Raw genomic sequence first — 14,484 nt, forward strand, 5'->3', positions numbered from 1 at the left:
AAATCCGTGAGTCGCTAAAACATTCTGAATCTGAATTTGCTGCCGGACTTGTCCTTATCGCCCATTTCACGAATTATCAATTCATCGCCTTCCTTGATATCTCCCTCGACAATTTCCGTGAAGTTATTATCGGCAATCCCTGTCTTGACATACACGGGAACACGATGGCTTCCCTCGAGCCGATAAAGCAGGCGCTTGCCTTCGATTGGCTTGCTCGCCGAAGCAGGATCGACGTCTGTTTCGGCCGGTTTGTAGCGCAGCGCTGCGTTGGGCACACGCAATACGTTTTGTTTTTGCTCCACCGTGAATCGTACATTGGCGGTCATGCCGGGCAGCAAGGTTTCATCATCGTTGGCTACTGCAACCACGACGTTATACGAAACGACATTCTGCTGAATGGTGGGATTAAGCCGCAGCTGCTTTACCACCCCTGCAAATTCCCGTTCCTGGAACGCATCCACAGTGAAATGCACCACCTGGTGGAGATGCAGTTGGCCGATATCGGCTTCCGCGACACTGGTATCGATCTGCATCTGACGCAGATCATTGGCGATCTGAAATAGCGTGGGTGTCTGGAAACTTGCCGCCACGGTCTGGCCCACATCCACGTTGCGCGCTATCACTATGCCCGAAATCGGGGAACGTATAACGCTGTAATTGAGGTTGGTACGATCCCGGGCAAGTTGCGCGTTATCCACGGCCAACTGGGCGCGCGCAACCTCCAGTTGTTGTTCGACCGCATCCAGCGCGTCCCCGGAAATAAAGCCTTTCTCCACCAGCGCGCGGTTGCGCGCCATTCTTCTCTGGGCCAGCTTCAATGCAACATGGTCATTGGCGACATTTGCTTCCGATTGCCGCAGTTGAGCCTGAAAAAGTGCCGGATCAAGTTCCGCCAGCATATCGCCCGCCTTCACTCTATCGTTGAAGTCTGCATGAAGGCGGTATACGGTGCCGGACACCTGTGTACCCACATTCACCAGGACTACAGGATTGAGCGTGCCATTGGCGGAAATGCTCTGAAGGATGTCGCCACGGTCAATCGTCTGAGTTTTATATCGACCCTGCTGGGAGTCTGATCCGGATTGCCAGTACCAAATCCACCCGCTCAGCAGCAACGTTGCCAAAATGATGAATAGCCAGATGCGGCGAAAGGGTGGAATCATTAAAAATGAAGAGAAGTATAAGTAACAGGCAAAAAAAGACCGCAGAATATTACCTGAGTACGGGACTCCGATTATGGGGACTGTCGACGGGTAAAAAGAATCCGCTTGTCCTGGATAACACCCGCTCGCGAGGTTCATTCATAAACAAGGGTGCTGGAAAGCATATCTGTAGTAGAGGTGCTATCTTTCAATTCCTTTCCTCTGTCTGTTATTTGTCTTTCTTGTTATCGGCATCCATTACACGCAATTCCTTGAGCCGTGCTTCAATGCTGGACATCGTGTAAAAGTCTCCATCGCCCGCTTTCAGTGCTATCTGCAATTGCTCTATCGCCGCGGAATAATTGCCCTGCCGTGTATAAACCTCGGCTTGGGAGCGATGTTGCGACATCGCATCTCCCAGCGCTTCGTATCCGCGTGCCTGCAGTCCGAAAAGCCATGTATCATTGGGCGTATATTGCAGCTGGCGATCGATGAACTTGACTGCCGTTCCAGGCTCGCCATTGCGGATCAGCGCGTCTGCATAGTCATAGATCAGCGCCCGATGTTGCGGATATATCTGTAGCGCAGCCCGGTATGTCTCGAACGCTTCTCCGACTTTTCCTGTTGCCAGTTCGACGCGTGCAGCCAGCGTGTCGATCATGGGGCTGGATGGGCCGTTCTTGCGTGCGATCCTGATGGTTTTGCCAAGATCGTGATTTTTCACTTTGTCGTTCGACGAGCCGGACAGTAAATTTTCATAAAGTTGCGCGAGTTCCTTTTCGGCACGCGAGTAATTCCTGTCCCGCAGCAATGCATTGATCAACCCGTAGCGCTCGACGGCCTCGTTGGTATAGCGCTTGTCCCGCAAAACAGAGTCGAAGCGTTCCACGGCGTCTCCCGGGTTGTCCAGCGAAGCACGCAACTTCGCCCGTATCAGCTGAAAATCGAGACTATCAGGCACTTGCTTATAGGACATGCCCTGGGTTCTGCTCTCGATGTCTGCGATGCGCTCATAAGTGATAGGATGGGTACGCAGGTACGAGGGTGCGCCATTCTCATGAAACCTTCCTGCTCGCTGCAGGCGCTCGAAGAAGGCCGACATCCCATTCGGATTGAGGCCGGCGCTGACCAGTATATTGAAGCCGATGCGATCGGCTTCCTTTTCGTGCTCGCGGGTGAAATCAAGCTGGGACTGGATCTGCCGAGCCTGTGAGGCGACCAATACAGCCTGTCCCGCTTGTGGATTGGTACGTGAAGCGAGTATCGCCAAGGCGGCGCCGGCGAGAGAAGTCAGCATGCTGTACTTCTGGCCGGAAATCATGCGTGCGAGGTGTTTCTGCGTGACATGGGCGATTTCATGCGCCATTACTCCCGCCAATTCCGATTCGCTTTGGGCTGTAATGATGAGCCCGGTGTTAAACCCCATGAAGCCGCCGGGCAATGCGAATGCGTTGATGGTGTCATCCTTCACCGCGAAGAACTCGAATTCCTGATCCGGCTGGGCTTCGCGGGAGCCAAGAATCAGCCTGTTTCCCAAATTGGTAAGATAACCGGCAACTTCGGCGTCATCCAGGTAATTCGGGTCGGCCCGGATTTCCGACATGATTCTCAGTCCCAGCTCCCGTTCCTCGCGAGGTGAAATAGTTATCCGGGATGCATCGCCAAGGTCGGGCAGCTCGGCAGCCTGGGCGCCACTTGTGATCAACACGGATAAAACAGCTATGCCAAGGCAAAATTTCATGTCGATAAGATGGATGGGGACGAACGAAGTTCCTCACGGACACACACGATAGGAAGCGTCCACGACAAGGAGCGTATGGGATAAGCTGGGGAAGCGCTGAATAATTCCTCGCTGAGCACCCGATTTTATCGCAACTCTCATGGGGCGGGGCTTTGCGAGCGGTCTACCTTATCGGGCTCCTGGCAAAGGGGTCAACCATTCGCGTCGTCGCCTTTCACGCATCCCATCCCGCAAAGCCGCCGCCGCGCCAGCGGAGATTTATTCAGCGCTTCCCTAGATCGCTGCGTCGTCCGTCTCGCCTGTGCGTATCCTTATGACCTGCTCGATATTCGTGACAAAAATTTTGCCATCGCCGATCTTTCCCGTACGCGCCGCAGTTACTATCGTATCGATGATGCTGTCCACCATTTTTTCATCGGCCACTATTTCAATCTTTATCTTGGGCAGAAAATCCACCACATACTCCGCTCCCCGATAAAGTTCCGTATGTCCTTTTTGCCGGCCGAAACCCTTGACTTCGGTAACAGTCAGCCCGCTTACTCCTATCTCGTTCAAGGCTTCGCACACTTCGTCGAGCTTGAAAGGTTTGATGATGGATTCGATCTTTTTCATGTCTGTTCCTTTAAAAGCGGCGTGCTTTGCGAGTTGGCAACCAAGGAAACGCTGAACAAATCTCCGCTGGCGCGATGGCGGCTTTGCGGGATGGGATACGCGAAGGATGGAACAGAGTCTCTTCCGCAGGAAGATGCGACTCCTCAGCGCGGACTGCAGGCGCGATTTTACCAGTAACGCGCTCAGCGAGGATTTGTTCTGCGCGTCCCTAGAATTCGTCTTGATATGCAGCCGTAATGGGGTAGCGCCAGTCCTTTCCGAAGGCTCGTTTTGTAATCCGCGGGCCCGGGGCGGACTGCCTGCGCTTGTATTCATTCTGCCGGATAAGATTGATCACGCGGCGTACGTCTGCTTCGGCGTAATCCATATCAAGAATTTCCTGTAGCGATAAATCACGCTCCATATAAGCTTCAACAATTCCATCGAGCACATCGTAGGGCGGGAGGTTATCCTGATCCGTCTGGCCCGGACGAAGCTCAGCCGAGGGTGGCCGTGTGATGACTCTTTCGGGAATGGCTTTTCCCAATGAGTTGCGGTAGCGGCAGAGGCGGTAAACCATGGTCTTGCTTATATCCTTCAGTACTGCGAAACCACCCGCCATGTCGCCATACAAGGTGCAGTAGCCAACGGCCGTTTCCGATTTGTTGCCGGTAGTCAGCACAATGGCGCCAGATTTGTTGGAAAGTGCCATGAGCATATTTCCGCGTATGCGCGCCTGCAGGTTTTCCTGCGTGGTAGCAGTGGCGTGGTGCCCTAGCAGCTTGTTCCCAAGTGTTTCCAGGAATTGAGTGAATACCGGCTCGATACTGATTTCGCTGTACCTGACATTCAGCGCCTTCGCCATCGCTCGAGCGTCCCACAAACTGATATCGGCGGTAAATCTCGAAGGCATCATGATTGCCTCCACCCTGTCCGCGCCTAGCGCATCCACCGCGATTGCCATGACGAGCGCCGAATCCACTCCGCCCGACAAGCCCAGCAATGCGCCGGGGAGATGATTCTTCTCAATATAGGTCTTGAGCCCCAGGCACAGAGCCTGATAGATTTCCGCCTCCAGACTTGGCGGGGCTGCAATTTCCACCGGTACGGGTACGCCATTCTGAAGATCGATCAATCCTAGCGATTCTCTAAATGCAGGAAATTGATGGGTGAGCTTGCCTTCCGCATCGATTGCGAAAGAAGCGCCATCGAAAAGCAACTCGTCCTGCGCGCCGACAAGATTGGCATAGATGATAGGAATTCCGATTTCATCGGCCTGCTGGCGTGCGACCTGATAGCGCAAGGCTTGTTTGCGCATATGGTAGGGTGAAGCGTTCAGTACCAGCAGTGCATTCGCTCCGGCTTCCCTTGTCCTGCGGGCGGAGTTGCCCTGCCAGATATCCTGGCAGATCTGTATGCCAAATTTTATCCCGCTCAGTTCGAATATGCATGGATCGGATCCCGGTTCGAAATAGCGTCGCTCGTCAAACACGGAATCATTGGGCAGACTGCTTTTCAGGTAGGTGGCAATGATTCTGCCGTCATGGACGACGGAGGCCGCGTTGTAGAGCTTGTGATCGACGCGGTGCGGATGCCCGATCACTAGCGTAACTCCCTTTATTTTAATCGCGAGATTTGCCAGCGCCTCCCGGCAGGCCAGTTCAAAGCCATCGCGCAATAACAGATCCTCTGGAGGATAGCCGGAAAGCGCCAATTCCGGGGTAACGACGAGGCGGGCCCCCGCATCTCTTGCCTGATGGACAGTATCAAGAATTTTGGCAGCATTGCCCTCGAGGTTGCCGACTGTCAAATCGATTTGTGCGATGGCGAGCTTCATGATGATGCGCGTCATGCGCGGAATATCGAATTACGCATTTTCTGCCGCAAAATTTCGCTGCTCCTGATTACTTCGAGCATTGCCGGGAGAAATCTCCGGGCCGGCGTGATTTCGTCTAACGCTCATGGGATTTCGCCATGGGCCAATCTCCTCATTTTATCTTTTTAATAATACCAGAATGCTTCTTTCCGCGCGGTCTTGCGCGGAAAGGGCGCACGCGGGAAAATCTTTCATGGATGCGGATTTGAAAGTGAAAATTATCGATTCCCTTGATGAGGTTTCTATCACCGCATGGAATCGCCTTGCGGGGGACGATCCTTTTTTGCGTCATGAATTTTTATCAGCCTTGCATGATACCGGCTGTGCCTCGGCAAAGACTGGCTGGGCGCCAGAATTCATCACCTTGTGGGAGAGATGTAAATTGACAGCCGCCCTGCCTCTTTATGTCAAAAACCACTCTCATGGAGAGTATGTTTTCGACTGGGCCTGGGCCGATGCATATCAGCGTCATGGATACCCTTACTACCCCAAGCTCTTGAGCGCGATACCCTTCAGTCCGGTATCGGGCCGCAGATTGCTTGCTGAAACCTCGGGGCATCGCGCCCTGCTTATTTCGGCGGTGCTGGCGATGGCAAGAGATAAAAATGCGAAGACGGGCATGTCATCTTTCCACTGCCTGTTTCCGCTGGAGCAGGAAGCACGGGAGATGGAAAAAGCGGGAATGAAATTGCGGCACGGCATCCAGTTTCACTGGAAGAACCAGAACCGCGAGGGATGCCTCTATGAAAACTTTGAAATGTTCCTGCGGGATATGAGTCACGACAAACGCAAGAAGATCCGCCAGGAACGAAAAAGGATTCATGCCGAAGGCATCCGGTTCCAGTGGTTATCGGGACATGAGGTAAAATCTGACCACTGGCGTTTTTTCGTCGACTGCTACAACAAGACCTACCGGGATCACTATTCCACTCCGTACCTCAATCTGGAATTTTTCATGAGGCTCGGCGAGAGCTTGCCGGAAAATCTGCTGCTGATTCTGGCGATGCGTGGCAAAAAGCCAGTTGCCGCTGCCCTTAATTTACGCAATTCCCACACGCTATACGGCCGCTATTGGGGTGCTTCGGAGTTTGTGCCCGGTTTGCATTTCGAGACCTGCTACTATCAGGGCATTGAATTTTGTATGGCGAATCGCATGGAGCTGTTCGAAGGCGGCGCCCAGGGAGAGCACAAACTTGCCCGGGGTTTCCTTCCTGTCCATACCTGGTCGGCCCATTGGCTTGCTCATCCCGAATTCTCTGCAGCGGTCGGCCACTACTTGAAGCGCGAGGCGGATGAGATCGACCATTACTTCGATGAATTGAACGAAAATTCGCCTTTTAGAAGGGGGCATGAGGGACAATGAAAGCTTTTGAATATAAGCGACCACGCGAGAGGGTAACGCTGCATCGGTTGGCAAAGTGCAACAAGCAGTCTACCTTCCGCCGGATTCGAGCCACCATCTTTCAAGTTGCGCGGCAATGAAATATTGCAGTAGCTGCGGCGCACAGGTCGAATTAGGCATACCGGAGGGGGACACGTTGCAACGCTACATATGCCGGGCGTGCGGCGTTATTCATTATCAAAATCCGAAGATCGTGGTCGGCTGCATCCCTGAATGGGAAGACAAGATATTGTTGTGCCGCCGGGCTATCGAGCCACGCTTGGGTTTATGGACCGTTCCCTCCGGTTTCATGGAAAATGCCGAAACCCTGGTCCAGGGCGCCGAGCGGGAAACTATGGAAGAGGCCAACGCTTCTGTCCGGATAGGACCGCTTTTCGCTATTTATAATTTGCCCCACATCAACCAGGTGCACGTACTGTTTCGCGCACAGTTGCTGGATCTCGGCTTCAGCCCGGGGATTGAAAGCCTGGAGGTAAGACTTTTCACCGAGCCGGAAATTCCATGGGAAACTCTCGCTTTTCGGGTGATTCGTGAACCTTTGAAGCGCTATTTCGTGGAACGGAGGGAAGGAGTTCTACGTTTCCATATGGGTACGATAGGCGCGCTGGGTACATAGGGTAGCGCTGAACGCGAGCAGATTGAATTGCCGTTTTATGCCGCTCGCAGCGAGTCGACGATATCCAGCCGCGCCGCACGGGCAGCGGGAAGAACGCCGCCGACAACTCCCATTATCAGGGCGAATGCCAAAGATTTTGCGATGATGGCGGCGTTCAGCGTGAAGCTGAATGCGAGCTCGGAGAAAGATTGCCAATTCATGGTTGAGATAGTGAAGAACTGCATGAATGAAGCCAGTATGAGCCCGACTACGCCTCCTGCTGCGCCCAGCATCAACGCTTCTATCAAAAAAGTCAGCAGAATGGTGGCGCGGCGGAATCCCAGAGCTCGAAGGGTGCCGATTTCGGTAGTACGATGGGCGACCGACGCATACATGGTGATCATTGCGCCGATAATCGCACCTATGGAAAAAATGATGGAGAGAATCAGTCCCAGGTAACGAATGAAATTTGCCAGAACTTTCGATTGTTCGGCATAAAAGACGTTTTCCTGCTTGGCTTCCAGAGTAAGGCGCGGATCGGCTTCGATGCGGTTCTTGAATGCGGAGAATCCCCGCGCGTCATTCAGCTTGACTATCACCGAAGAATAGACCGGCCTGCGAAAGGCTTGCATCAGTTGGTCTGCATCGCCCCAGATTTCCGAATCGAAACCTGTTCTCCCCGCATCCATGATGCCCACCACGGTCCATTCACGTTGCCCGAAACGTAATATCTCGCCAACCCTCGCGCCATGATATCGTTCCGCAATGCTTTTTCCGGCAATGATTTCTGCCGATCCGGGGGAAAACAAGCGCCCTTCGACAATACCGACCTGAGGCCGAAGCTCAATGCCTTTTTGCCCCACGCCCCGGATTAACACGTTGGATGCTTTATCGGAATCTCGCTTGACCAGCGAAATCAGCACGATGGTTTCCTTTGACGCGAGCCGCGCACCATCGATGCCATGTGCTACTTCCGGCTGGTTTTCAACAATGGCAGCCTGCTCGCGGTCGATGACGCTCTGTACTTCGGTGCCAGCGGAACGCCGGGTGACCACCACGTTGTCCATGGATCCGGTTTCCACCAGGGTTCTTCGAAGGCCTTCCTCCAGCATTAACACCGTGGCGAAGACGAACACCACCAGCGCCATGCCGCCCGACGTAAGCAGCGTCGTCAGTTTGCGTGCCGCGAGATTGCGCAGCGTATAGGAAAGCAGTATCGGCATGATCAACCAATGCTTCTCAGGCCGTCCACTATGGGTACGCGAGCCGCCCGCAGAGCGGGCAACACCGATGCCGCCAACCCAACCACTGCCGCTGCCGCCGCCTGCATATAGACCGTTTCCCTGGAAACCCCGAAAACGGGAAAAAGCGTCCCGACCTGCTCGCTGAACTGGGCGGCGACTGGAAACGTCAACGCGATTCCGATTGCGGCGCCGGCAAGCGCGATCATGAGGGACTCGCCATAAATCAGTCCGGCAAGGAAGCAGGGTCCGAACCCCAGGGCTTTGAGGGTGGCGTACTCTCGGATCCGCTCCCGCGCAGTCATTGCCATGGTATTGGCCATGACCGCCAGAATGATGAATATCACCACGAAGGAAACAATACGTATTGCAATGACTATCGCTTCCGTCATGGAAACGAAGCCCAGTTGGAATGCTTTCTCCGTTTCAGTGAGGGTTTCGGCCAGCGAGTTGCGGAACATTGTATCCACTTCGCCAGATATTTCTGCAGCCCTGTCGGGATCGGAAATCTGAATAACATATACGCCTATCCAGTCGGTTCGCCGGGCAACGGCCTTTTTCATCGTTTCGTTGAGATAATCCCAGTGGAAAAAAAACTGTGATGTATCAGTTGCAGATTCCGCGCCGTCATAGATCGCCCTTACGGTGAAATTCCACGCGCCGGGATAAATGGTTCCGCGTAGCGGAATGGTGTCGCCTACCTTGAAGCCATGGGTGTTCGCAAGCTTGCGGCCGATTACGCAACCTTTGCGGTCAGCGCGGAATGCTTTCATGTCCTCCGGTGCGATGACATATTCGGGGTATAGGTCGAAATACGTTTTCGCATCCACCGCGAACTGGGGGAAGAAGTTCTTCTCGCTGACGTATACTCCTCCGAACCAGCTGGCGTGACTGATTGCGGAGACGCCGTCGATTTTGCGGACTCGTTCCTGGTAGTTGATGGGTAGCGGAAATACCAGCGAGATCGCGTTGCGCGTGACTAGCCTGGTCGAGGATGCGCCCTCCGCACCAGCATACCAGGCATCCACTACCGTTCGAAGCAGACCAAAGGCAATAATGGCTACCACCAAGCCAAGTACGGTGAGACCGGAGCGCAGCTTGTGGCGCAAGGTATTTCTCAGTATGAGCTTGAGGAAATGCACGATTGAGCGCCGATCCGTTGGACGAAAGATCTTTCAGTGGTTCTTCAGTTCCAGTTCGCCTTTTTCCAGGTGCCGGATCGAATGGGCGGATTGAGCGGCGTGCGGATCGTGCGTCACCATGATGATGGTTTTGCCCAGTTCCCTGTTGAGGCGCTCGAGCATGGCGAGGATGTCGTTCGCCGACGATCGATCAAGATCTCCGGTAGGCTCATCCGCAACCAGCAGGGCTGGATCCGTTATGATCGCGCGCGCGATGGCAACCCGTTGCTGCTGGCCTCCCGACAACTCGGACGGAAAATGCTCCATTCGGTCGGCAAGTCCTACCATCGATAATGCGAGTTCTGCGCGCCTGCGGCGCTGGTCGCGTGCAAGCGGTGTCAGCAGCAGCGGGAGTTCCACATTTTCGAAGGCCGTCAGCACCGGCATCAGGTTGTAGAATTGAAATATAAATCCCACGTTCGCTGCCCGCCAATCCGCCAGTTCCGATTCGGAAAGGGCTGCGATGTCTGTTCCATTGATTTTCAGCAACCCGCTGTCGGGCTTGTCGATGCCGGCAATAAGGTTGAGCAAAGTGCTTTTTCCCGAGCCCGAAGGACCCATCAGCGCGATAAATTCCCCATGCATGATATCGAAAGAGATATTGGTCAGAACGGGTATGATCTGTCCTCCGCGGTGATAGCATTTGGAGATCTGCCTGATGTGAACAACCGGTTCACCTGGAGGTTCTGTATGAACCGGAGATTCTGAATGATTATCCAAGTCAGGCGACCGCTGCATGAATTCCAGGGTTTTTCCCTGGCGAATATGTCGAGTGTCGCACCGAAGGGCATGCACAAATCCCCGTCATTTTGCCGTTGTTTTAATGTTGTCGCCATTGTCGAGCCCGTCTCCCGGCCGCAGTATCACCTTCTCGCCAGCTTTGGGGCCTTTCACCACCTCGACCATGTCGCCAATTCTTTCTCCGATTTCTATGGATGTTTCGACAGCCTTCCCTTCCCTGATGACGAAAACCACGCTCTGTCCGTTGCGCTGAACGATGGCTGCGGGCCGCACCACCGTGCGGGCAGCGCGCTGGTTGTCGGGCATTTCTTTTTCCAGGAAAGCGACCTTCGCGCTCATCTCCGGCAATACCCGGGAATCATGGTCGACGAACCGGATCTTTACCAGAACCGTGGCCTTAGCCCTGTCCACCGTCGGGACGATGCGCTGCACCCTCCCTCGCAAGCGGACATCCGGCAGTGCGTCCAGCTGGATCTCGCATGGCTGGTCGAGCTCAACCTTTGCCAGGTTCGACTCGGATACGTCTGCTTCCACTTCCAGAGTATTCATGTCGGCCATGGTGACTACCGCGCCTTTGGCGTCGAGCGCAGAGGAGAAAGGCGTGACGACATCGCCGATATTTGCGCTCTTCGTCAGAACCACGCCGTCAAAAGGCGCGCGAATCAGCGTGTGCTCGACAGCGATTCGCGCCGCGCGATAGTTTGCTTGCGCCGCGCTGACTGATGCTTTGAAGCTCCCAACGACAGCCTGGGCCTTTTGATAGCGAGCTTCCGCAATATCATAAGCGGAAGGGGAAATAAAACCCCTGGAGATCAGCTCGCTATTGCGATTGTATGCTGCCCGGGCTTCTATCAGCTCAGCTTGGGCTTGTTGCAAATTCGCGGCGGCCACCCCGATATTTGCCGATGCCTGTTCCATGGTCGCGCTAACGTCCGCGTTTTCCAGCCGTGCGATAACCTCTCCCGCTTTGACCCGGCTGCCCTCCGTCACGCCGAGCCATTCAACCCGTCCCGTGGCTTTGGATGCCACCGCCGCCTTGCGTTGCGCCACCACGTACCCGGTGGCATTAAGCAAGGTGAACGATTGCGATGGGTAGGCGGTGGTGACGGTGGTGGATTCTACCTCCACCATATTGGCGTTCCGAAAATAAAAGATCCCTGCCAGCACCAATGCGGTGATGATAATGGTGGCGACGAGGAAACCAGGGCGTTTCCGATGGCTGGCCATGCTGCTGCCAGCACCGCGATCAATTTTTAATTGGGAAAGATCTTCGTTGCCCACAAGGCGTTTCCGGAATTAAACGCTGCGATTATGGCGTAGAAGCCGTGCAAGGGCTAGGGAAGACCATTGAGAGCCGGGCGTTGCGCTGGCGAGAGGAAGCGTGCGGACTTATCTGGCAGGGCTGCTGCAGTAGCGCGTGCCGATCGTCCCGGATGAGTCCCGGAGTCCTTATCCTGATGCGGCCTTTTGCTTTGCTCAGGTTGTTTGATATTTTTTTAGCCTTGTTAGATTCTAAACGGGATAAAAAGGGATAATTTGTTAGTTGGGATCGAAGAGCAGCAGGGGAGGATTGATGGTGAGTGATAAACGATCATTGGATTTACGCTTGTGGGAAAGTGCGGGATCAACAATGGATGGCAAATAATGCTTCTTGAACCGCCCCGGGTTTTGAGGAGGTTCACATCAGAGGACGGCAGGCGATCGGGAAACTGGCTTAATATAAGGAGAGGAGGCTAATCCAGAAACACCATTCTCGAACGCGACGCCGGTGGATTATTGGTGAAGTAGCGCTTGATGCCGGAAAGGATGGCGTCAGCCAATTTTTCCTGGTAGACAGGGTCTATCAGTTTTTTTTCTTCATCCGGGTTGCTGATAAACGCGGTTTCTATCAGGATGGAGGGGATATCGGGAGATTTGAGCACGGCAAATCCCGCTTGCTCGACATTGCTCTTGTGGAGATGATTGATATCGCCTATTTCCAGGAGCACTTCTTTTCCAAGCTTGAGGCTGTCGTTAATGGTCGCGGTTTGCGAAAGATCCAGCAGGGTCTGCTTCAGAAAAGGATCCTTGATGTCCAGGTCGACGCCGCCGATCAGATCGGCCTGGTTTTCCTTTTTTGCCAGCCAGCCGGCAGCAGCGGAGGTGGCGCCGCTCTCCGATAACGCAAATACGGATGAGCCTCGCGCATGAGGTTTGATATAGGCATCCGCATGCACGGAAACGAACAGGTCGGCGTTTACCTGGCGTGCTTTTTCCAGGCGTTTCGGTAGCGAAATGAAATAGTCTCCCTCTCTCGTCAGCGCTGCGCGCATGTTGGGTTCCTTATCGATTTTCGCTTTGAGTTTTCTGGCGATGGCGAGTGTAATACTTTTCTCATGCGTGCCGCGGCGGCTGATTGCGCCGGGATCTTCACCGCCATGCCCCGGGTCGATGGCGACAGTGATAAGCCTTAACATTTCTCCCGGCTTGCCTTTTCTCGAAGTTTCGTTATTTTTCGCAGCCTCTTCGTTTTTACTGTCCATCTTGCTAGCAGCGTTGCCAGTCTCGGCATCAGCTTGCAGTATCCCTGCCCGGTTCTCCAGCAACGCCATGAGAGGGTCCGGCGGTACAGCGGGATAAATGTCGAGCACTAAACGATATCCGTAGGCTCCCACGGGCTTGAGTACGAAGGCTTGTGGCCGGGCCTCCGTCTTGAGGTCCAGCACTACGCGTACAACACCGGGTTTGAAGCGGCCGGTACGCACTGCTCGAATATAGGGATCAGAGGGATTGATCTTGCTCGATACCTGCTTCAGCTCTGAAGTCAGCATGACATCTTTGAGATCAATTACTACGCGGTCCGGATTTTTTACCGTACTGACCGAATATTCGATAGGCGAGGCTGATTCCAGCGTGAATCGGGTGTATTCCGTTGCCGGCCAGACACGGACTGAAGCAATTCTTGTGTCAGCCAATGAGGAATCGATGAATAGCAATAAGGGAGCGGCCATCAACAGGTGAGGCAGCGGCTTGAGGAAGGCAGGAGCGCTATCGACGCGAGTCACTCTGCCGGCGGGGCAATCAGGAACCCTCCGAAACTTGCTCAGAAATTCCTTGAATTTCGCAATTCTTTCAAACACTGTTTCCCCTTTTCAGTTGCTGCGCGAATCCTGACCTCGCGGCCTCCACCGGAGATATTCAGAAAAAAAATCAAATCTGCGATGGGGAGCAGTCCGGCTGCCTTTTGAGGCCATTCCACCAAGCATACCGATTCCGAATTGAAATATTCACGGAAGCCGGCTTCTTCCCATTCTATTTGGTTATTGAAGCGATAAAAATCAAAGTGATAGAAGTATAACCTAGAAAATTTATAAAGTTCAACCAAATTATAGGTCGGACTTTTCACCTTCGCCGAATAACCCAGCCCCCTTAATATTCCCCTTGCCAGTGTAGTTTTTCCGGCACCCAGATTACCTTCAAGGAGAATAGTGAGCCCCGGTTGCAATAGCGCGGCGACATCTGATCCCAGCGTCAGCGTCGCGCTTTCATCCGCCAGGTAGCAGGCGATCTCTGGCAATGCGGCAGAACCGGTATCGTTGGAATTATTCAAGACGTGTATGCGGAAATCTACCGCAAAATGACGCGGAAGAGAATGGGTTTAATCCGGTCCAAACGCAATAAAGTGCGGGAAGAACGCGCTTTGGAAGGTGTATGACGCCCCGGCTGTTTGGAGACGGGTCTGCAGGTGTACCAAGGTCCAATTTGCCCAGTCAACAGAAATTGCTACGATTCTATTATGGCTTGCATGAAAAACAGGTCGGCTGCTTTAAAGTTGAGGCATTTGCGTAAGCGCCATGGTTTCCGCGGGGGGCAGGCAAGCAGTTTAGTGAACAGGCAAGAAAGCCAGGATGGGTTTCAAGATGCGGCAGGGATTAATTCAGGATAGCTGCTGAGAAGAGGTAAAGTGCTATTATTACACATGTCGGTGACGCGGG

The 14,484-nt window shown here is 53.8% G+C and carries 12 protein-coding genes; 2 read left to right on the forward strand and 10 right to left on the reverse strand.

The genetic code is table 11. The features are described 5' to 3' along the window. Window positions 1-14: 14 nt before the first annotated feature. The 4 genes from ACZ5CE_RS01690 to ACZ5CE_RS01705 form a co-directional block, all read right to left on the reverse strand. Entirely contained in the window at window positions 15-1,163 is a 1,149-nt protein-coding gene (locus ACZ5CE_RS01690) for an efflux RND transporter periplasmic adaptor subunit (protein WP_464576037.1), read from the reverse strand. A gap of 208 nt (window positions 1,164-1,371) precedes the next feature. Further along, window positions 1,372-2,850, reverse strand: a complete 1,479-nt coding sequence (locus tag ACZ5CE_RS01695; protein WP_464576038.1) for a M48 family metalloprotease — start codon at window positions 2,848-2,850, stop codon at window positions 1,372-1,374. A 306-nt stretch (window positions 2,851-3,156) separates the two neighbouring features. Next, on the reverse strand, window positions 3,157-3,495 hold the full coding sequence (locus ACZ5CE_RS01700) for a P-II family nitrogen regulator (protein WP_464576039.1): 339 nt from the start codon (window positions 3,493-3,495) through the stop codon (window positions 3,157-3,159). A 208-nt stretch (window positions 3,496-3,703) separates the two neighbouring features. Continuing rightward, window positions 3,704-5,311 (reverse strand): NAD+ synthase, encoded by a 1,608-nt coding sequence (locus ACZ5CE_RS01705; RefSeq protein ID WP_464577372.1) that lies wholly within the window; start codon window positions 5,309-5,311, stop codon window positions 3,704-3,706. A 232-nt stretch (window positions 5,312-5,543) separates the two neighbouring features. On the opposite strand from ACZ5CE_RS01705, the gene ACZ5CE_RS01710 reads away from it, so the two are divergent. After that, complete coding sequence (locus ACZ5CE_RS01710; RefSeq protein WP_464576040.1) at window positions 5,544-6,713, forward strand: GNAT family N-acetyltransferase; 1,170 nt, start codon at window positions 5,544-5,546, stop codon at window positions 6,711-6,713. A 115-nt stretch (window positions 6,714-6,828) separates the two neighbouring features. After that, window positions 6,829-7,368, forward strand: a complete 540-nt coding sequence (locus tag ACZ5CE_RS01715; RefSeq protein WP_464576041.1) for an NUDIX hydrolase — start codon at window positions 6,829-6,831, stop codon at window positions 7,366-7,368. Between the two features lie 35 nt (window positions 7,369-7,403). On the opposite strand, the gene ACZ5CE_RS01720 is transcribed toward ACZ5CE_RS01715, so the two are convergent. The 6 genes from ACZ5CE_RS01720 to tsaE form a co-directional block, all read right to left on the reverse strand. After that, entirely contained in the window at window positions 7,404-8,570 is a 1,167-nt protein-coding gene (locus ACZ5CE_RS01720) for an ABC transporter permease (RefSeq protein ID WP_464576042.1), read from the reverse strand. 2 nt (window positions 8,571-8,572) lie between these two features. Then, the gene (locus ACZ5CE_RS01725) at window positions 8,573-9,730 is read right to left on the reverse strand and encodes an ABC transporter permease (RefSeq protein ID WP_464576043.1); all 1,158 of its coding nucleotides are present in this window, start codon (window positions 9,728-9,730) and stop codon (window positions 8,573-8,575) included. 33 nt (window positions 9,731-9,763) lie between these two features. After that, window positions 9,764-10,489: an ABC transporter ATP-binding protein gene (locus tag ACZ5CE_RS01730; RefSeq protein ID WP_464576044.1), complete on the reverse strand. Its 726-nt coding sequence runs from the start codon at window positions 10,487-10,489 to the stop codon at window positions 9,764-9,766. 84 nt (window positions 10,490-10,573) lie between these two features. Then, window positions 10,574-11,737, reverse strand: coding sequence for an efflux RND transporter periplasmic adaptor subunit (locus ACZ5CE_RS01735; RefSeq protein ID WP_464576045.1), 1,164 nt, complete (start codon window positions 11,735-11,737; stop codon window positions 10,574-10,576). Between the two features lie 506 nt (window positions 11,738-12,243). Continuing rightward, window positions 12,244-13,500: an N-acetylmuramoyl-L-alanine amidase gene (locus tag ACZ5CE_RS01740; protein WP_464577373.1), complete on the reverse strand. Its 1,257-nt coding sequence runs from the start codon at window positions 13,498-13,500 to the stop codon at window positions 12,244-12,246. Window positions 13,501-13,592: 92 nt separating this feature from the next. After that, window positions 13,593-14,099 (reverse strand): tRNA (adenosine(37)-N6)-threonylcarbamoyltransferase complex ATPase subunit type 1 TsaE, encoded by a 507-nt coding sequence (gene tsaE, locus ACZ5CE_RS01745; protein WP_464576046.1) that lies wholly within the window; start codon window positions 14,097-14,099, stop codon window positions 13,593-13,595. Window positions 14,100-14,484: the final 385 nt, after the last annotated feature.

It is taken from the genome of Nitrosospira sp. TNL200, assembly GCF_055386305.1.

Bases quoted from the DNA above. Each gene is read 5' to 3' on its own strand.
- ACZ5CE_RS01720 (WP_464576042.1), bottom strand. From the start codon at position 8,570: ATGCCGATACTGCTTTCCTATACGCTGCGCAATCTCGCGGCACGCAAA.
- ACZ5CE_RS01690 (WP_464576037.1), bottom strand. From the start codon at position 1,163: ATGATTCCACCCTTTCGCCGCATCTGGCTATTCATCATTTTGGCAACG.
- ACZ5CE_RS01735 (WP_464576045.1), bottom strand. From the start codon at position 11,737: ATGGCCAGCCATCGGAAACGCCCTGGTTTCCTCGTCGCCACCATTATC.
- ACZ5CE_RS01740 (WP_464577373.1), bottom strand. From the start codon at position 13,500: ATGGCCGCTCCCTTATTGCTATTCATCGATTCCTCATTGGCTGACACA.
- ACZ5CE_RS01715 (WP_464576041.1), top strand. From the start codon at position 6,829: ATGAAATATTGCAGTAGCTGCGGCGCACAGGTCGAATTAGGCATACCG.
- ACZ5CE_RS01700 (WP_464576039.1), bottom strand. From the start codon at position 3,495: ATGAAAAAGATCGAATCCATCATCAAACCTTTCAAGCTCGACGAAGTG.
- ACZ5CE_RS01710 (WP_464576040.1), top strand. From the start codon at position 5,544: ATGGATGCGGATTTGAAAGTGAAAATTATCGATTCCCTTGATGAGGTT.
- ACZ5CE_RS01705 (WP_464577372.1), bottom strand. From the start codon at position 5,311: ATGAAGCTCGCCATCGCACAAATCGATTTGACAGTCGGCAACCTCGAG.